The following is a 19,225-nucleotide window of genomic DNA, read 5'->3' as shown; positions in this document are numbered from 1 at the left end:
GGCGCAGGGAGAGCCAGGCCTCGGCTGAGGCCTGCGGTCCGCCTGCGAGAAAAAATGCAGGCGGCAGAACCACAGGTACAGCCGGAATGACCCGGCCCTCCCTGCGCGATGGCTTTACGATTTATACGCAGTCTCCTCGGTGACCGGCTTGTTTGTCACCGTGGCGACGACGCGCGCATCACGCGCGCCGCGCGGACCTCAGCGTCGGGAGGCCAGGACCCTGCGACTTCACCGTCCGCAGCATGGCGTACGTCCGCGTGCTCTCACGCTGCGCCCCGCCGCGGCCATCGCATCCCACCTCAACGCGTCGTGACGTTCGCGAAAGCGCCCCTCTTCAATGAGGCGGGACGGGCGGAAGTCTCCACCTGATTTGCCCGACGGCGCAAGCGGTTTCTTTTTATCGGAAGATCTGGACAGGCCAGATCAGTTTGAGATCACTGGACGAATTGACCGTTGCGCGCACGCATTGGCGTCGCGATGACGGTGTAGGGTAGGCAAAGGCGCGACGCGCCATCTCTCGGCATGCACCAATGCTCGGCGCGCCGTGCCCACCATCCGATCGCTGATGGGAGCGGTGGCACGGCGCGCGATGCACCACGCGCGGGGCTGACAGCGTCGCGGGCGAGCCTTTGCCCACCCAACGGCCGTGAACCAATTGACTTGCTCCGTCCTGCGCGCACCGTGAACAGTGCAGAGTCTCGCGCCTCTGCACTGTCGACGGGTGTAGCCCGAGTGACAACCTTACATTTGTCAACGGACGTGAAGTGCTAGAGCGCACAGCCGCGCGCATGGCGCTGAGCTTTGGCAACGGCATAAAGTCGACGGTTTTCGGATCTTCTCCGGATGCGGCAGAAACGCCGCTATGTCGCAGCACGTGTTACCCAAGGCAGATCTTCGCAACCGAGTTGCCGGCGTCCACTGGTGGCGGCCGGCTGCTCTCAGTTGGTGCGCTTAGGCACTGCGACGCCGCCCTTGCGCAAGATTTCAGCCTCGACACGAAAGATGTCGGGAACGTTGATCTTGCCGTTCGCACGTTCTTCCATGACGCCGACGTCACGCATGGAAGACAGCAATGCGGAAGGTTCGTTTCCGGAAGTGAACTTTACTGGCGTGTATCTGGGCTCGGTGGCTGCATTGCTTTCAATCGCCTCAATCACGTGTTGATTCTTCCAGATTTCAAGCAACTGCTCGCGTTCCATCGGGACGAATTGTCGCCGAAGGGCTTCGAGCGCTGGCTTAATCCAGGGGTAGTCCTCGTAAAGTTCCTCCAATCGGTTTCTCGACGCCAAACGTACGCCCTCAAGGAGGCCCAGATGGTCGATGGCTCTCCCCGCAGAGGTCGGGTGATGCTCGGCTGCCTTCTTCCACGCGGTCAGGAAGCTGCGTGGCGAGCAGGTGTGCGCGGCATCGCTCAGATGAAGCGGCAACCAAGTATAAACCCGGCCACGTTTCTTATTGGTTCCCATAAACTCGCCGGCGATTCCGTTGATCAGCCGTGCCTGCGCCTCGGGATCGGCTCTACTATCGATACCGGCCACGGGGAGCACATTGCTCGCGCCTTCCCGCCGCGCCAACGCCTTAAGCGGTTCTCGCGCGGCATCGTTGCGGAGCAACTCAAACAGCAACAGCCCATAGAGATCGATCGGGCGCCAGAGTAGCTCCACATAGTCATTCTTAATCTTGGAGCTATCGGGAAAGCGGAAGAGTTCTTGATCGGCAAACTGGTCCGCACGCATGAATATCTTGGCGCGAATGGAACGGAACGATTGCAGACCGACTGCTAGTGAGAGCAGGGCTCGCGTCAGGCTACGAATGCTGTCCCAATCGCGACCGAAACGGTCGAGCGCATCGAACACCACCAGCAGAGTCTTTTTAGACCGCACCAATTCGTCATCCGCCACCGAGAGCACCACTGAATAGCGGTTCGGATCGGCCTTGAGACCATCGATGACATCGCCGAGTGGTTCATCAGTGCTGCCTGGGACCAGCCTGCATGCGATCCTGATTAGGACCGCCCGCCAGATCAGATCTGGACTTTTGCCTTGTGCAAACAAATTAGTGATTTCGTCAATCGTGGGCGCGCTTTCGCTGACCTTGTCTGAGCCGTTGAACCCGACAACTACTTCGGCAGTTGATAGAAGTCGTTGTCCATACGCCTTAGCAAGCCGCTCGCGCAGCGGCTTGCTAAGCAGCGCATGGGTCCAAAAACTCTTGCCCATGCCACGGTTGCCAACAACCAACTGTCGCCGCAGGTCGAGAACGCCACGATGCCCCTCCGGCAGAAAGGCCTGCTCGACCGAGATCATCGCATTCGGTTCAACGCGAGGCGATGGATCGAACGTTGCCATGGCCTCACGGATTTTCGATAAATCCGGTTCGGATGCACTCATGCTTTAAGTCCGTTGACTGTGCCGCCGAACGACATTGCCGTCTCGAGCCCCGAAAGGAAGGTTCGGTAGGTCTGCTCATAGAAAGATTCGGTAAGCTGGTCCGGAATGCGACCAGGATCGAAGTCAATGAAGCTCTGATTGAACGGAATGATCAAGGGCCAGTGCGGAGCTGCCTCGTCGCTCCGCGCGAACCTCAGCGAGTCCGGCGCGTCCTCGCCGCTATCCTCTGCGTCATAAATGTGCGCCGAATAGAGTTCATAGATATCGTCGATGAACCGCTCGGACACGGTCGTATCGAGGCTTGCCTTGGCATAGACTGGTCGAATCATCGTTCGCCATTCGGTGTCGCGCCCCTGTGCTTTGTCCCGCTGGGCGAGCAGTTGGAGAGCTGCGAATAGCGCCCGATAGCCCTCGATCGTCTGCTTCTGCGCGGTGCCAAACAGCAACACGGTAGCGCCAAGTCCAAGAACCGCGGGTGCCGCAAGCTCCGACAGCCCGGCACGACTGTCAATGAACACCACATCATATTGATCACGCTCCGTAATACGCGAGATCATCGACGATATCTGCTCGACGAGTGGGATGGCGCGATCTTCGACAACGTCTTCGATCATCGCTCGCGAAATTTTGGGCAGGATGTTCCAGGGATGGGCGAGCGAACGACGGCCGAGCGCGGGTAGCACATCGACCCGGCCGCCACCGGCAGCCGTAAGGGCGCTCGACCCGATGTAGGCATGAAGACTGGCCATAGGTACCCCGCCAAGTCCATTCTCGACCAGATAGTCGATCACGCCAAACTCGGGCGTCCGATCTGCATCCAAGAGCAAGTCACCTAGCCCCGGCGCTTCCAAGTCGAGGTCAACGACCAGTACGTTGTAGTTCCGACGCGCGAAATCGGCGGCAGCGATGGCCAGCGCGGTCGAGCGGCCGACTCCGCCTTTTAGCGTGGCAAAAACCACCCTCGGAGGCTGCGTTTGCGCAGCCATGGGTGCATCGAGCCATCCCGCGCCTACGATTCGACGATCGACTAAATAGCAGAAGCCGTCGCTTATCTGGACTGGCAACCGCTCGGGAGATGCCAGGATCTGTTCGGTTCCGCCGTCGCCCTTGAAGCTGATTGGTCTGTCGGTTCGCGCGTAGGAGCCAAGGCTGGCGATTAACGCCTGCCCGAGCATTTCCCGCTCATTGTCATCCTTTGGTGGACGATTCGCGATAAAGGTAAGACGGCCGGAAGCGTCTCGTAGCGCCGTTCCAGTCTCGACGAACTCCCGGCCGGCGAGATTGGTCAGCGTCATTACAAGTTCTGGCAGCGATTCATCGAACAGGGGCTCAGCCATCAGAACGAATCCATTCGGTTAACCAAATCAGTGGCGCTCGTTTTCCACGATTCGATCCATTCATCGCGAATATCCAAGGTCTTCGCATACCGCATATCGGTGTCCCAATATCGAAATAGAGCTGACGTGTTGGCGATTGTCAGGAGTTCACCGGACCGCCGTCCCTTCGCCGTGTTCAAAAGAAAGGTCTTGAGCTCGGGAAAATGCTTATAATATGGATCTTCGCGGCGACGATCTGGCTCCAACGGTGGCATTCCGCTATCTCGCATGATTGCTTTGACTGCGAGTTCTCCGCAAAGGCCGAACAGATATCCCGCAACCGCGCGGCATCCGGGCTGCGCACCGGCGGACGCCAGTCCGTACAGCTCGCTGGCCGCCCGCAGATGCCGCCTTGCCGAGTTTGATAAATCCTGCCGATACGTCATGTCGCCTCCCAGGGGGACATCTGGCAGTTTCGGCTGCGAGCCGTCAATTCCGCGATCACTCTGACCATTGCCGGTCTCACGATCGTCCACGCATCATGCGGCTCTAAACTCTGCTTAAGGGTTCGGAAACGGATAGCAGTTTGGCGGCGAGAGTGCCAACCTGTCCAACTTGTCGGCTGCCTCGCCACGCCCGCTCTTCGCCCCGAAGGGATAATCCCGGACTCCGATGTGAGGTGCGCTGTTGCCTACGGGCTGCCGACTTTGGCGCTGCGGCAAGTCCCGCGCCATCTTGAGGCACGCCTGACGTCTCTCGCAGCCCGCAACGATCTCCCGTGTAGAAGTACTGGCCGCGGGTGACGTTTGGATTGCTTCCGCCTTCGCCCGTTGAGCCTCTGCGGACGGGTTGCTGCGCTCGCAGTGACGTGACACCGTGATCATGAACGATCATGTCGAGATTCGGGACTTGGTCGTTGTCGGCGCCCACCGGAATGACGGGTATGGCTCATAGAACGGCGTGTCGCTGACCGAGATTCGCTGCGGAGATGCGCGAGGCTTGCACGTCGCCTCAATGCAGCTCCACCTTCGCCTTCTTCGCCAGGTGGTCGCCGAGGAATCGCACGTCCCAATTGGTCAGCCGCACGCAGCCATGCGACTCCGACTTGCCGACCTTGGACGGCTCGGCCGTGCCGTGGATGCCGTAGCCGTTGCCGACCGACAGGCCGATCCAATAGGCACCGACCGGGTTGTTCGGGCCGGGCTTGATGGTGAACGGCTTGCGCGACTTGACGCCCTTGAACTCGTAGTCCGGATTGTAGCGGTAGTTGGGATCGGCATCCCGCGAGGTGACCTTGAAGGTGCCGTCGGGCGTCGGCTTTTCGTCGCTGCCGACCGTGGCGGGAAACACCGCCACCAGCTTGCCGTCGCGGTCGAACGCCTGCACCGTGCCGGCGTCCTTGCTGATGTCGAGCCGCATGATGTCCGGCGACTTCTCGTCCGGCCTGATCACATTGGCGACGGCGATCTGCTCGCCCTCCTTGTCGAAGCTGGCTTTCGGATTGAGCGCCGACAGCAGCGCCTCGCTCATGTGGAATTTCTCGGCCAGCGCCTCGCGCGGCGAGGTGTAGCCGAGCGCCGGGAGGTCCTTCATGTCCTCCATGTGCTGCGGCAGCTTCTTCAGGAACGGCCCTTTCACATCGTCGCGGGTGATCGTGTAGGAGACGATCGCCGGCGCCTGGTCGCCGCGCAGCAGCGCCTCCCACAGCTCGGGCGTCAGCTTCGCATCACCGGCAAGCTCCTTGGCGCGCGCGAACGCGGCGAGCGCCTTGCGCGCATTGTCGCCGAAGCGGCCGTCGATCTCGCCGGGAGAGACATGCGCGCGATCGAGCAGCACCTGGGCGCGGATCGCCACCGGATCCATCTTCTCCTCGGCAGGCGGCCGCTTGCGCAGCTCGGCGCTGTTGACGGCGTCGGCGGTGAGCTCGGCGGAGACCGCAGGCGTGACGACGACGGCGCAGAGCAGAAGCGGTATCCAGAGCCGAAGCATGGTCGTGAGTCCCAGGTGAAAGACGGCTGACATTCGGCAGCGTCAACGTGGACCCGGCCGAGAAGTTCGGCACCATCGGCTGAACGTCGCGGCATCCTGGCGCGACTACCAGGGACGCGGGTCGGCTGGCCCGGCGGCGGCACGTCTGCTATCCCGGCGACAGCCGTGCAATGAATTGGGTTCGCGAGGATCGGTTTCGGATGGGACATGCCGCAATTGCCGCCACGATGCGCCGGATGCCGATGCTCGCCGCCGCCGGCCTGCTGGCGATGATCCAGGCTGCGGCAGCCGATGACGGCGCGCCGAAGGGCGCCGCGGTCAGCGTGCTCAAGGCGACCAAGGCCTGCTTCGACAACACGGTCGAGGTGTCCGGCATGGTGCTGGCGCGCGACGAGACCGCCGTCAGGCCCGATCGTCCCGGCCTGAAGGTCGCGGAGGTGCTGGTCGATGCCGGCGACACCGTCACGGCCGGACAGAACCTGGCGCGGCTGACGCCGCCGGAGGGCGGCACGATCATGATCCAGGCGCCGGTCGCGGGCACCATCCTGTCGTCGAGCGCCACCATCGGGGCGTTCGCCTCCGGTCGCGGCGAGGCGCTGTTCTCGATTCTCGCCCGCAACGAATATGATCTCGTCGGCCTGGTGCCATCAGCCCAGCTCGGCAAGCTCGCGGTCAACCAGACGGCGCGGATCCGCATCGTCGGGGCCGGCGAGGTCGAGGGCAAGATCCGAAGGGTGGCGCCGACCGTCGAGCCGAACAGCCAGCTCGGCCAGGCCTTCATCGGCATCACCGGCACGGCGCGGTTGCTGGTCAATTCGTTCGGCCGCGCCGTGATCAAGATCGGCCAGAGCTGCGGCGTCGCGGTGCCGCTGACCGCCGTGCTGTACGATCCCGACGGCACGGTGGTGCAGGTGGTCCGGGCTCAGCGGATCGAGACCAAGCGGGTCGAGATCGGCCTGATGGCCGGCGGCCAGGTCGAGATCCGCGACGGCCTCGCCGAGGGCGACGTCGTCGTCACCCGCGCCGGCGCGCTGCTGCGCGAGGGCGACCCGGTGCGGCCGGTGATGGCGAGCAATTGAAAGACGCGACGCCGCAGGGGTCTGAGGGGCACGCGGCCCCACCCTCCCCCGGAGGGGGAGGGTCGTCGCGCGGCGCGCCAGCGTCGTGCGGCGGGGGGTGGAGCCAGGGATGACGGTGCAAGTGGAGAGATCACCCCACCCCGCCCCACGGTTCGCTTCGCTCGCCGTGAGGCGACCCTCCCCCTCCAGGGGAGGGTGGGAGGCCGCCGAGAGGGCGGAGCATCTCAGGCGCGGGACAGGCTAAGCTCAGCTGCCGGCGTTCGCGACGTCGGCGCTGAAGCGGATGTCCTCGACCAGCGAGGATGACACGGTCGGCACCTGCTCGCCGTCGGAGCTGCGGGCGATGGCGTTGCGGGTCTTGTTGAACACGGTCTCGGCGCTCGGGCTCTTGCCGAGCTGGTTCAGCAGCTCGCCGACCAGCACGCTGTTCTGGCCCTTCGGATCGTCCAGCACCTTGCCTGGCGTCGCCGACGACAGGATCAGGGCGTTGGCCGGCGCATTGATCGGCGCCAGGCCGTGCGAATAGGCGCGGAAGCGGCGCTCATAGGGATTGCGGCGGGCGGCGTCGATCACCACCAGCTTGGCGCGCGCACCCTGCTCGCGGACGGTGTCGAGCAGGCGCTCGATGCTGGTGCCGTCGCGGCGCACGTCGGCTTCCCGCCAGATCTTGGCGTCGACCGGGATCATGTAGCTCTCGCGTCCGGCCTGGATGGCGTAGCCGCCGAAGAACAGCATCACGACCGAGTCGGGCTTGATCCTGGCCTTGAGGCGCTCGACCGCGCGGGCCATGTCGTCCTTGTTGGCATCCTCGACGACATCGACGTCGAAGCCGTCGCGGCGCAGCGCGCCGGTCAGTGCACGGGCATCGTTGATCGGCTGGACCAGTGGCGCGTTGGCGTCGGGATAGTGACCATTGCCGATCACGAGCGCGAGGCGCGCGCCGTTGCCGGTCGCCACGCTGCTCTGCTCGGAGGCCGCGGCCTTGGGCGCCTCGAGCGAACGCTTGTTCAGGGCAGCATGCGCGCCGATCGCGAGCGACACCGTGCAGAGAAGCGCGGCGGCGATCACGGCCGATCGGCGGGAAAGAGAAGGCTGCCTTGCGGTCATCACGTCAATCCTGGTCCGAGCCTGCCCATCGATGCCAAAGGGGTGCACCCTTTGGTCGCGCTGGCGCCTCTGAGGTTTGAGGGGTTGCGAGACGATGTGTCGTCTCAATGCGCGCAAATTGCGGCGCCGCAACGAAGAAAGGCTTAACCCGAACGCGCATCCCAAGCAACATCGGAACACCATTGACTTTTCAAGCACTTGAAGAGAAACGCAAATTTAACCATGACGGCGATCTCCAAACGGCCCCGGACGGACCGCCGGGAGACCACATTGCCGCCAAATCCGCCTCCCGCGCCGTGACCGCCGTCACGTTGTCTTTGGCCGTCCAGCGTGTCAGTTTGCCCAATGCATGCGCGTGACGCGCCGTTTGCCGGGCGTCTCGAGCAACGCATGCCGCTCGTCCTGCCTTCGACAACCCGCGAGTCCTCGCTTGAGTTTCCAGTATTTCGCCGGCGCGGCCTGTCGCGCACTGACGGCCCGGAAGGATGGGCCCTCGCTGTACGAGGTCTGCGATCCCATCCTGCGCCGGCCCGGCAGCGGCGACCCGCATCTGTCGAAATTCTACCGGACCGCGCTCGGGAACCCGGCGCTGCGCGCATTGCTGCGCCGTGCCGGCCTGCCCGAGTTGAACGATCCCGCTGTTCTCAATGCGCTGCGCGACGCGCTGGTTCTTGCCCGCGACAATCCGACGCCGGATTGGGAGCAGGTCGGCCGCCCCGTCGCCGATCTGGTCGACAGCGTCGCCTTGCACCACCCTGCCCCGCCGCGCCGGACTGCGGCGGCGGCCATGCCGCCGGCCGGCGAGGTCGATCGCGTGATCCGGGCCTGTGGCGCCGACCTGCTCGGCTCGTTCAGCCGCAATGGCTTCATCCCGACCTATGCCGCCTTCAACCTGATCGGCGATCCCGACATGAAGGGCCGCGAGGTCAAGATGGCGCTGCAGGGGCTCGACGCCCGCGGCTACAAGAACTCGACCTTGCTGTTCAACCTCGCCCGCGTCTTCATCGCGCGATCGCCGGCGGCCGCGGTGATCAATCCGCCGTGGCGCGGCATCGCCGAGCCGATGTGGGAGCCGGTGCAGATCCGCCACCGCTCGGCCTATTACGACGCGTTCTTCACCGAGGCGCTGCTGAGCTATCTGGAGACGGGCCTCGCGTCATCGGAGCAGACAAGCGCGGCGCGCAGCGCCATCGCCGCCATGGTCGAGTTCTGCCTGACCATCAGCCGCGAGGAGGTGCGCGGCGCCGACGGCAAGAGCTACAATGTCGTCACCGCGCTGGCGCCGCCGCCGCATCCGCGCTTCTCGCGCTTCTTCACCCAGATCAAGCAGGACCTCGGCTTCGGCATCTACGTGCCGGATTGCGACACCACGGCGTGCTCGTTCTCGGCGGCGACGCAGGCCGGCTCGGACGATCCGATGTTGAGCCAACCGCTGCTGGATTTCTATGCGGGCTACCAGGTGCGCGCCGGCGGCAACGAGCCGCGCGTGACGGTGCCGATCAACGACAACATCGACTATGAAGGCGGTGTCGCGACCTGGATCGACAGCCTGGCCGGCGAGCGGCCCTACGGCAATGATCTCGATCCGACGTTGAACCTCGACGTGCTCGAGGTATCGTTCCGCAATCTCGGGCGCTGGCAGATCCTGGAGACGCAAGCCCGGCTCGACGTCGTCAGGCGGATCGTCGGCTTCCAGCAGCGGCTGGTGCTGAGCGGCGCCTTCGCCGACCCCCGCTCGCACATCTATTATCTGCCGGAGCTGTACTGCGCCTATTTCGGCCGCTGCTACCACGCCTTCATGGCGCTGCCGCCGGCGGCGCGGCAGGCGATCGATCCCGACGGCGCGTTCGAGCTCATTCGCCTGCGCGTGCTGGCCTATGTCGAGGACGAGCTGGTCGGCCGCGAGATGAACCCGTTCGACGCCGCGCTGGCGCTGATCGCGCTCGGCCATCTCGGCGGCGCTGCGGCGAGCTTCGCGCCCGCAGTGCATTGCATCGTGACGTCGTTCGGCGAGGGTGGCCGGCGGCATCCGTACCGCGCCTATGAGTGGAACAAGATGAAGACCCCGACCCGCATCCTGGTCGGCGGCCCCGAGGTCACCTCGGCCTTCGTGCTGATGGGCCTGGCGCTGGCAAAGCGGGTGGCGGTGAACTGATCGAGCGATATGTCAGCGGCCCCGGCGGTGCACTCCCCTCCCCCTTGCGGGGAGGGGAGCACAGCGACGCCCTGGCAATAGCTCGGCTCCTCCTTTCAGCCGCCATCGCGCGAAGTTGAGCGGCTCAGCCAATCACGGCGCTGGAACCGCGGGCCGATCCGCCGCACAATTGCTCCAGCCTTCCCATCCCCAAGGACGACCCGCGCCCGTTGATGTCGATGAAACCAGCTTTGCTTGCGCTCCTCCTGCTGCTGCCCTCCGTCGCGTCCGCGGCCGACATCACCGGGATTCCCAAGATCCGTGAGGCCGATGGGATCACGATCGGGACCACCCGCATCCGGCTCGGCGGCATCGACGCGCCCTCCGTGGATCAGCTCTGCCTCAACAAGAACGGCGAGCGCTGGACCTGCGGCGTGGCGGCGCGTGACGAGCTGATCAAGTACGTCGACGGCAAGAGCTGGACCTGCCATCCGCGCTCGATCGACCGCCGCGGCCGCCAGGTCGCGCGCTGCGACGTCGATGGCGAGGACATCCAGAAATGGCTGGTGCGCAGCGGCTGGGCGCTGGCCTATCGCACCCTCTCGCATGACTACGAGCCCGACGAGGCGGAGGCGCGCGCAGCCAAGGCCGGCATGTGGCAGGGCGCGTTCATCGCGCCATGGGACTGGCGCGTGCGCAACAAGAAGACTGCGATCCTCGGGGCCACCAACCCGCCGGAGGGCGCGCGCAAAATCCTGCTCGCCTCGGCCTCGGGCCCGGTCGCGCCCTCGCCGGACTGCACCATCAAGGGCAATGTCAACGGCGCCGGCGAGTGCATCTATCACACGCCGCAGAGCCGCTGGTACGCGCAGATCAAGATGCACGTCGCGAAGGGCACCCGCTGGTTCTGCTCGGTCGAGGAGGCCGAGGCCGCCGGCTGCCGCGAAACGAGGCGCTGACGGCCCAACCCGCCGGCCTGCCGGGGCATGCCAGCCCCCCGGCTTCTCCGGCTTTTCTTAATGCGCCGCGCCACGTAAAACGACCATGGGCCGGCCGTGTGCGAGAGCCCGTCACCACCCTCAACCGCCAAACCACATCGCCGAGGACACTGACAATGACCGTTCGCGCGGGCCGGGAGTTTCTGGCCATCCCGGGACCCACCACGATGCCCGACGAGGTGCTGCAGGCGATGCACCGCCCGGCGCTCGACATCTACTCCAAGCAGATGGTCGAGCTGACCGACGGCATCATGTCCGATCTCGGCCGGCTGTTCGCCACCAAGGGCAAGACCTACATCTACATCGCCAACGGTCACGGCGCCTGGGAGGCGGTGCTCTCCAACGTGCTGGCGCGCGGCGACAAGGTGCTGGTGCTGGAGAGCGGCCGCTTCGCGATCGGCTGGGGCAATGCGGCGCGCGCGATGGGCGCCGAGGTCGAGGTGCTCCGCGGCGACTGGCGCCGCGCGGTGCGGCCGGCCGAGGTCGAGGCGCGGCTGCGCGCCGACAAGGAGCACAGCATCAAGGCGATCGTGGTGGCGCAGATCGATACGGCGTCCGGCGTCGTCAACGACGTCGAGGCGATCGGCCGCGCCATCAAGGCCGCGGGCCACCCGGCACTCTACATGGTCGACACCGTGGCCTCGCTCGGCTGCATGCCGTTCGAGATGGATGCCTGGGGCATCGACGTCGCGATGTCCGGCTCGCAGAAAGGCCTGATGACGCCGCCGGGTCTCGGCTTCGTCGCCGCCAATGACCGCGCACTCGAGGCGCACAAGCGCGCCAACATGCGCACGCCCTATTGGGACTGGAGCGAGCGCGAGGGCACCGAGCACTATCGCAAATATGGCGGCACCGCGCCGGTGCATCTGCTGTTCGCACTGCGCCAGGCCATGGACATGCTGTTCGCCGAAGGGCTGCCGCACGCCTTCCGCCGCCATGAGCTGTTGGCCGAGGCCGTACGCCGCGCGGTGGCGAAGTGGAGCGAGGGCCAGGTGATCGGCTTCAACATCGCAGACGCCGCCGAGCGCTCCAACACCGTGACCACTGTGCTGGTCGGCGAAGGTTATGATCCGGCCGTGTTGCAGACCTACTGCAAGGAGCAGTGCGGCGTCGTGCTCGGCACCGGGATCGGCGATCTCCAGGGCCAGGCGTTCCGCATCGCCCATATGGGCCATGTCAACGCGCCGATGGTGCTGGGCACGCTCGGCGTGATCGAAATGGCGCTGGTGGCGTTGAAGATTCCGCACGGCCGCGGCGGCCTCGACGCCGCGATCCAATGGCTCGGCGAGAGCGTGACCCCGTAAAGGACGACATGACCGACTTGAGCACCAAGGCGCCGGTGGCGCCGCGCCATCCGCACAGCTTCACCCGTCACGGCATCACCGTAAGCGACGACTATGCGTGGCTGAAAGACGCGCGGTGGCAGGAGGTGCTGCACGATCCGTCGCTGCTGGATGCTGATATCCGCGCCTATCTCGAGGCCGAGAACGCCTATGCGGAATCCGTGCTCGGCCACACCTCACCGCTGCAGAAGAAGCTCGTCGCGGAGATGCGCGGCCGCATCAAGGAGGACGATTCCTCGGTGCCGTCGCCGGACGGGCCCTACGCCTATTTCCGCAAGTATCGCGAGGGCGGCCAGCACGAGCTGTTCTGCCGGACGCCGCGCAACGGCGGGGCGGAGACGATCGGGCTCGATGGCGATGCGCTGGCGCGAGGCCACGACTATTTCAAGTTCGGCGGCAGCAGGCATTCGCACGACCACAAGCGCGTCGCCTGGAGCGCCGACACCAAGGGCTCCGAATATTTCACCATCCGCGTCCGCGACTGGGATAGCGGCAACGATCTCGACGACGTGGTCGAGGAGACCGACGGCGGTGTGGTGTGGTCACGCGATTGCACGAGCTTCTTCTACGTCAAGCTCGACGACAATCACCGCCCGATGCAGGTGTGGCGGCATAAGCTCGGCACCAGGCAGGCCGAAGACGCGCTGGTGTACGAGGAGAAGGACACCGGCTGGTTCACCCATGTGCACGAGTCGACGTCGGGCCGGTTCTGCGTCATCGCCGGCGGCGACCACGAGACGTCAGAACAACGTTTGATCGATCTCGATGCTCCCGAGGCGCCGCCACGGCTGGTGGCCGCGCGCGAGAACGGCGTGCAATATTCGATCGCCGACCGCGGCGACGAGCTGTTCATCCTGACCAATGCCGACGGCGCCATCGACTTCAAGATCGTCACCGCGCCGCTGGCCGCGCCCGAGCGCGCCAACTGGCGCGACCTCATTCCGCACCGCGCCGGCATCTACGTGCTCGATCACGATCTCTACACCGGGCACCTGGTGCGGCTGGAGCGCGCCAATGCGCTGCCGTCGATCGTCATCCGCGATCTCGCATCCGGCGAGGAGCACGCGATCGCCTTCGACGAAGGCGCCTATTCGCTCGACGCGATGGGCTCCTACGAGTTCGACACCACCAATCTGCGCTTTGCCTATTCGTCGATGACGACGCCGTCGGAGGTGTGGGACTACGACATGGTGACGCGCGCAAAAACCTTGCGCAAGCGCCAGGAGATTCCGTCCGGGCACAATCCGGCCGACTACGTCACCACGCGCATCATGGCCAAGGCGGAGGACGGCGCCGAGGTGCCGGTGTCGCTGCTGCACCGGCGCGACCTCAGGGCCGATGGCTCAGCGCCGCTGCTGCTCTATGGCTACGGCTCCTATGGCCATGCGATGCCGGCCTCGTTCTCGGCCAACCGGCTGTCGCTGGTCGACCGCGGCTTCGTCTACGCCATCGCCCATATCCGCGGCGGCACCGACAAGGGCTGGGGCTGGTATCTCGACGGCAAGCGCGAGAAGAAGACCAACAGCTTTGACGATTTCGCGGCCTGCGCACGGGCGCTGATCGCGGCGAACTACACCAGCGCCAGGCGCATCGTCGGCCATGGCGGCAGCGCCGGTGGCATGCTGATGGGCGCGGTCGCCAACCGCGCGGGCGAGCTGTTCGCCGGCATCGTCGCCGAGGTGCCGTTCGTCGACGTGCTGAACACGATGCTCGACGATACCCTGCCGCTGACGCCGCCGGAATGGCCCGAATGGGGCAACCCGATCGAGAGCGAAAAGGACTTCCGCACCATCCTGTCCTACTCGCCCTACGACAACGTCGCGGCCAAGGAGTATCCCGCGATCCTCGCGATGGCCGGACTGACCGACCCGCGCGTCACCTATTGGGAGCCTGCAAAGTGGATCGCGCGGCTGCGCGCGACGATGACCGGCGGCGGGCCGGTCCTCCTGCGCACCAACATGGGCGCCGGCCACGGCGGCGCCTCCGGCCGCTTCAACCGGCTGGATGAGGTCGCGATCGTCTACGCGTTCGCGCTATGGGCGGTGGGTCTGGCAGATCGGAGCGTTTGAGCCATGATCGCGCCTGAACACCAATGTCGTCCCTGCGAACGCAGGGACCCATAACCACCGGCGGCAATTGTTGAGCGCGCTGGAGCTACGTCCCTCGTCATCACAACCGCCTGTGGTTATGGGTCCCTGTGTCTGGAAAGTCTGCCATGATGATGGTGGGCGGGAAGCCGTTGGGTCCTTGGCGCTAGACGCCGTGAGCCGGCTCGGTCTCCCGCCCGTTCCATTTATCAACCTGAACAGTTGCACGAGGCTGCGCCAACAGACCTCGCATCACAGGGACAGGCACCGTGATCGTACCTTTTCGTTGCGTCGGAATCGACGTTTGCAAACCCTATCTCGATATTTTTGATGAAGCCGTGGGGGCGCCGGAGCGCATCGCCAACGGGCCACAGGCCATCACACAGCTGGTGGCGCGTTGGCGATGCGATGTTCTGGTGGTCTTTGAGGCCACGGGTGTCTACGACCTCGAACTGCGCGAGGCCCTGCGTCGGGCGGGCATCCGCTTTGCGCGGATCAACCCGGCTCGAGCTCGCGATTTCGCCCGCGCCAGCGGCCAACTCGCCAAGACCGATCCGATCGACGCGCGAACGCTGGCAGCCTTTGGGCGCGCCATGCAGCCAGCCACCGAGCAGGCCATGACGCCTGCCCAAAGCGCCCTCGCGAGGCTTGCAAAACGGCGGGATCAACTGGTTGCCATGCGCGCCCAGGAAAAGAACCGCCGCAGCGAGGCCGAGGACCGCGCCATGGCCGAACGCATCAGCCGCCTGATCGAGGTCCTCAATGACGAGATCGTCGAGATCGAGGCCGAGATCAACGCGCTCATCAAAGCCGAGCCGGTGCTTGCGGAGCAGGCACAGCTGATGCGCTCCGTGCCCGGTGTGGGACCCGTCGCCTGCATGCAACTCATCACCCAGATGCCGGAACTCGGCCATCTCGGGCCAAAGGAGGTAGCCGCTCTTGCGGGCCTGGCTCCCTTCAATCGCGATAGCGGGGCGTATCGTGGCAAGCGCAAGATCGGCGGCGGCCGGAAGCGTGTCCGCGACGCCCTCTACATGGCCGCCCTCAACGCCGTCCGCCGCGCCGATCGCTTCAAGATCTTTTACAACCGTCTGCGCCAAGCCGGTAAACCCGCCAAGCTCGCCCTCATCGCCGTCGCCAGGAAGCTTCTAACCATCCTGAATGCCATGATGCGCGACCGAAAACCTTATGCGATCACTCCATCAACATAACAGTTGCCGGCTCAAGGCCGGGACGACAGCGGAGTATGGGGCCAATCTCGCCTCGCAATCGGCGTCGCATCCGCAACGACAGCCGAGGACGTAGCGGCTACCGGTTGTTCTTCGCGCGCCACGCCGCGAAGTCGGCGGGCGTCTGCGGATCGGTCGCCGGATAGAGGCCGAGGATCGAGCGGCCCTTGGCAACTTCCTCGGCAACGAAATCCTCGAACGCGGTCATCTCGAACGTCTCGTCCGCGATCTCGTCGGCGAGATGGGCGGGGATGACGATGACGCCGTCGGAATCGCCGAGGATGACGTCACCGGGAAACACCGGCGCGTCGCCGCAGGCGATCGGGCCGTTGATCTCGATCGCATGATGCAGGGTGAGATTGGTCGGCGCGCTCGGACGCTGGTGGAAGGCGGGGATGCCGAGCTTGGCAATCTCGGCGGCGTCACGGAAGCCGCCGTCGGTGACGACGCCGGCGACGCCGCGCTGCTGCAGGCGGCTCACGAGAATTGCGCCGGCCGAAGCGGCGCGCGCGTCCTTGCGGCTGTCCATCACCAGCACGGCGCCGGGCGGACAATCCTCGACGGCCTTGCGCTGCGGATGGCCGCGGTCGCGAAACACCTCGATGGTGTTGAGATCCTCGCGCGCTGGGATGTAGCGCAAGGTGAAGGCTTCGCCGACCATGGTCGGCTGCGCCGGGCTGAGCGGATGGACGTTCTCGATGCACTGGATGCGCAGGCCGCGCTTGAACAGCGCGGTAGCGACCGTGGCCGTCGAGACGGTCTTGAGCTTGTTGCGGGTGGCGGTGCTGAGTCTGGTCATGCGGTGCTCGTCGTTCTCCCCTCCCCCTTGCGGGGAGGGGTTGGGGGTGGGGGTCCACATCAACGGTGTCGCTTTGGGTACCCCCCTCCCCCGCAAGGGGGGAGGGAGCGCACCTCGATCGCGGAAACAGCGCGGGCTAACGCGGCGCTATGAACTAATAAATCGCGGGTTCCCCGACCGGCGCGCCGAAGCCGGTCTCCAGGAAGTCGAAGTCGCAACCGTCATTGGCTTGGCGGATGTGGCGGGCGAACATCCAGCCATAGCCGCGCTCGAAACGCGGCGCCGGCGGTGTCCAGGCGGCGCGGCGGCGCGCCAGCTCCTCCTCGGGCACGTCGAGATTGATGGTGCGCGCGGCGACGTCGAGCGTGATCAGGTCGCCATTCTTCACCAGCGCCAGCGGGCCGCCGACATAGGCCTCCGGCGCCACATGCAGGATGCAGGCGCCATAGCTCGTGCCGCTCATGCGCGCGTCGGACAGCCGGACCATGTCGCGCACGCCCTCGCGCACGAGCTTGGTCGGGATCGGCAGCATGCCCCATTCCGGCATCCCCGGCCCGCCCTGGGGCCCGGCATTGCGCAGGATCAGCACATGGTCGGCGGTGACGTCGAGATCGGGATCGTCGATCGCCTTCTTCATCGAGGGATAGTCGTCGAACACCAGCGCCGGGCCGGTGTGCCTGAGGAAGCGCGGATCGCAGGCAGAGGGCTTGATGACGCAGCCGTCCGGCGCAAGGTTGCCCTTGAGCACGGCGAGCGCGCCCTCGCGGTAGATCGGGTTCGACTGCGGACGGATGACGTCGTCATTGTAGACGCCGGCGTCAGCGATGTTGTCGCCGAGCGTACGGCCGTTGACAGTGAGGCAGTCGAGATGGAGATGCTCTTTCATCCGGCTCATCAGCCCGGGCAGGCCGCCGGCGTAGTAGAAATCCTCCATCAGATAGGCGTCGCCGCTCGGCCGGACATTGGCGAGCACCGGCACCTTGCGGCTGGCGGCCTCGAAATCGTCGAGGCCTATATCGGCGCCGGCGCGGCGCGCCTGCGCGATCACATGGATGATGGCGTTGGTCGAGCAGCCCATCGCCATGGCGACCGCGATCGCATTCTCGAACGCTGCGTGGGTCTGGATCTTCGATGGCGTCAGGTCCTCCCACACCATCTCGACGACGCGGCGGCCGCATTCCGAGCTCATGCGGATGTGCTCGGCATCGGCAGCCGGAATCGACGAGGCGCCGGGCAAGGTCATGCCGATCGCTTCCGCGATCGCGGTCATGGTCGAGGCCGTCCCCATGGTCATGCAGGTGCCGTGGCTGCGGGCGATGCCGGCCTCCATGGCATTCCAATCGGCGTCCGACAGCTTGCCGGCGCGGCGTTCATCCCAGTACTTCCAGGCGTCGGACCCGGAGCCGAGCGTCTTGCCCTTCCAGTTGCCGCGCAGCATCGGCCCGGCCGGGAGATAGATCGCCGGCAGGTTCATGCTGGTGGCGCCGAGCAGCAGCGCCGGCGTGGTCTTGTCGCAGCCGCCCATCAGCACGACGCCATCGACGGGGTGTCCGCGCAAGAGCTCCTCGACATCCATCGCCAGCATGTTGCGATAGAGCATCGTGGTCGGCTTCAACAGCGACTCCGACAGCGACAGCGCCGGCAGCTCGATCGGGAAACCGCCGGCCATCAGCACGCCGCGCTTGACGTCGTCGACGCGCTGCTTGAAGTGCATGTGGCAGGGCTGCGCGTCGGACCAGGTGTTGATGATGGCGATGACCGGACGGCCCTTCCACTCCTCCTGGGCATAGCCCATCTGCATCACCCGCGAACGATGGCCGAAGGAACGGAGATCGTCGGGCGCGAACCAGCGCGCGCTGCGCAGCTGATCGGGGCTCTTCTTGTGGCTCATGATTGCGTTCCCCAGGTCAGCACGGTCTTGCGCTCGATGGTGCGGAAGATCAGATTCTCGACCACGAGGCCGATCAGGATCACGGTCAGCAGGCCGGCGAACACCGCGGGGATCTCGAGCAGATTGCGGTTCTCGAAGATGAACCAGCCGAGGCCGCCCTGCCCCGAGGAGACACCGAACACCAGCTCGGCCGCGATCAGGGTGCGCCAGGCGAAGGCCCAGCCGATCTTCAAACCCGTGAGGATGGCGCCGAACGCCGCCGGAATCAGGATGCGGATCACATAGGAGAAGCCGCTGAGACCGTAGTTGCGCCCGACCATGCGCAGCGTGTTCGAGACGCTTTTGAAGCCGGAATGGGTGTTGAGCGCGACGGGCCACAGCACCGAATGGATCAGCACGAAGACGAGACTGCCGCTGCCGAGCCCGAACCAGATCAGCGCCAGCGGCAGCAGCGCGATCGCCGGCAAGGGATTGAACATCGCCGTGATCGTCTCGAGGAAATCGGTGCCGATGCGGGTCGAGATCGCGAGCACAGTCAGGATCGCCGCGAGAACGATGCCGGCGGCATAGCCCATGAACAGCACCTTCAGCGAGGTCCAGACGCGCATCGGGATGGTGCCGTCGCGGACCTTCTCCCACAGCGCCGCGATGGTGTCGGAGAAGGTCGGGAACAGCAGGGGATTGTCGAGATAGCTGCCATAGGCCTGCCAGATCGCGGCGAGCAAGACGATGATCAGGCTCTTGCGCACGAAGCCGTCGTTCCACAGCAGCTCGAGCACGCCGAGCTTGCGCGCGACATCTGCAGGCGCGGCGCTCGCGGGCGACGTATCGCGCAGGATGATCTTGGCTTCAGCCATGGGCGC

14 protein-coding genes are annotated in these 19,225 nt (G+C 65.4%); 6 read left to right on the top strand and 8 right to left on the bottom strand.

Going from position 1 to position 19,225, the window contains the following annotated elements; all coding sequences use genetic code 11:
• Window positions 1–938: 938 nt before the first annotated feature.
• The 4 genes from QW863_RS11295 to QW863_RS11280 form a co-directional block, all read right to left on the bottom strand.
• The gene (locus tag QW863_RS11295; RefSeq protein ID WP_315716995.1) at window positions 939–2,390 is read right to left on the bottom strand and encodes a hypothetical protein; all 1,452 of its coding nucleotides are present in this window, start codon (window positions 2,388–2,390) and stop codon (window positions 939–941) included.
• Complete coding sequence (locus tag QW863_RS11290; protein ID WP_315716994.1) at window positions 2,387–3,727, bottom strand: KGGVGR-motif variant AAA ATPase; 1,341 nt, start codon at window positions 3,725–3,727, stop codon at window positions 2,387–2,389. Before QW863_RS11290 ends, QW863_RS11295 begins: the two co-directional genes overlap by 4 nt.
• Window positions 3,727–4,152, bottom strand: coding sequence for a hypothetical protein (locus tag QW863_RS11285; protein WP_315716993.1), 426 nt, complete (start codon window positions 4,150–4,152; stop codon window positions 3,727–3,729). The genes QW863_RS11290 and QW863_RS11285 overlap by 1 nt, the downstream gene beginning before the upstream one ends.
• 565 nt (window positions 4,153–4,717) lie before the next feature.
• Complete coding sequence (locus QW863_RS11280; RefSeq protein ID WP_315716992.1) at window positions 4,718–5,695, bottom strand: L,D-transpeptidase; 978 nt, start codon at window positions 5,693–5,695, stop codon at window positions 4,718–4,720.
• 200 nt (window positions 5,696–5,895) lie between these two features.
• Between QW863_RS11280 and QW863_RS11275 the strand changes: the two genes are divergently transcribed.
• Window positions 5,896–6,774: an efflux RND transporter periplasmic adaptor subunit gene (locus tag QW863_RS11275; RefSeq protein WP_315716991.1), complete on the top strand. Its 879-nt coding sequence runs from the start codon at window positions 5,896–5,898 to the stop codon at window positions 6,772–6,774.
• A 246-nt stretch (window positions 6,775–7,020) separates the two neighbouring features.
• Here QW863_RS11275 and QW863_RS11270 read toward each other — a convergent pair whose 3' ends face one another.
• On the bottom strand, window positions 7,021–7,881 hold the full coding sequence (locus tag QW863_RS11270) for a caspase family protein (protein WP_315716990.1): 861 nt from the start codon (window positions 7,879–7,881) through the stop codon (window positions 7,021–7,023).
• Between the two features lie 430 nt (window positions 7,882–8,311).
• Between QW863_RS11270 and QW863_RS11265 the strand changes: the two genes are divergently transcribed.
• The 5 genes from QW863_RS11265 to QW863_RS11245 all read left to right on the top strand — a co-directional run bounded on the left by QW863_RS11265 (window position 8,312) and on the right by QW863_RS11245 (window position 15,654).
• Window positions 8,312–10,036: a hypothetical protein gene (locus QW863_RS11265; RefSeq protein WP_315716989.1), complete on the top strand. Its 1,725-nt coding sequence runs from the start codon at window positions 8,312–8,314 to the stop codon at window positions 10,034–10,036.
• 212 nt (window positions 10,037–10,248) lie between these two features.
• On the top strand, window positions 10,249–10,974 hold the full coding sequence (locus QW863_RS11260; protein ID WP_315716988.1) for a thermonuclease family protein: 726 nt from the start codon (window positions 10,249–10,251) through the stop codon (window positions 10,972–10,974).
• A 155-nt stretch (window positions 10,975–11,129) separates the two neighbouring features.
• Window positions 11,130–12,317: a pyridoxal-phosphate-dependent aminotransferase family protein gene (locus QW863_RS11255; protein ID WP_315716987.1), complete on the top strand. Its 1,188-nt coding sequence runs from the start codon at window positions 11,130–11,132 to the stop codon at window positions 12,315–12,317.
• A gap of 8 nt (window positions 12,318–12,325) precedes the next feature.
• Window positions 12,326–14,425: a S9 family peptidase gene (locus QW863_RS11250; RefSeq protein WP_315716986.1), complete on the top strand. Its 2,100-nt coding sequence runs from the start codon at window positions 12,326–12,328 to the stop codon at window positions 14,423–14,425.
• A gap of 287 nt (window positions 14,426–14,712) precedes the next feature.
• Window positions 14,713–15,654, top strand: coding sequence for a transposase (locus QW863_RS11245; RefSeq protein ID WP_315767724.1), 942 nt, complete (start codon window positions 14,713–14,715; stop codon window positions 15,652–15,654).
• 97 nt (window positions 15,655–15,751) lie between these two features.
• On the opposite strand, the gene QW863_RS11240 is transcribed toward QW863_RS11245, so the two are convergent.
• The 3 genes from QW863_RS11240 to QW863_RS11230 form a co-directional block, all read right to left on the bottom strand.
• A complete protein-coding gene (locus QW863_RS11240) occupies window positions 15,752–16,471 on the bottom strand; it encodes a ribonuclease activity regulator RraA (protein ID WP_315716983.1) in 720 nt (239 codons plus the stop codon).
• 154 nt (window positions 16,472–16,625) lie between these two features.
• Window positions 16,626–18,362 (bottom strand): L-arabinonate dehydratase, encoded by a 1,737-nt coding sequence (gene araD, locus QW863_RS11235; RefSeq protein ID WP_315716982.1) that lies wholly within the window; start codon window positions 18,360–18,362, stop codon window positions 16,626–16,628.
• The gene (locus QW863_RS11230) at window positions 18,359–19,219 is read right to left on the bottom strand and encodes an ABC transporter permease (protein WP_315716981.1); all 861 of its coding nucleotides are present in this window, start codon (window positions 19,217–19,219) and stop codon (window positions 18,359–18,361) included. The genes araD and QW863_RS11230 overlap by 4 nt, the downstream gene beginning before the upstream one ends.
• Window positions 19,220–19,225: the final 6 nt, after the last annotated feature.

This window comes from Bradyrhizobium sp. SZCCHNR1017, assembly GCF_032381375.1.
Lineage (GTDB): Bacteria > Pseudomonadota > Alphaproteobacteria > Rhizobiales > Xanthobacteraceae > Bradyrhizobium.
This window is presented reverse-complemented; position numbering and strand designations above follow the sequence as displayed.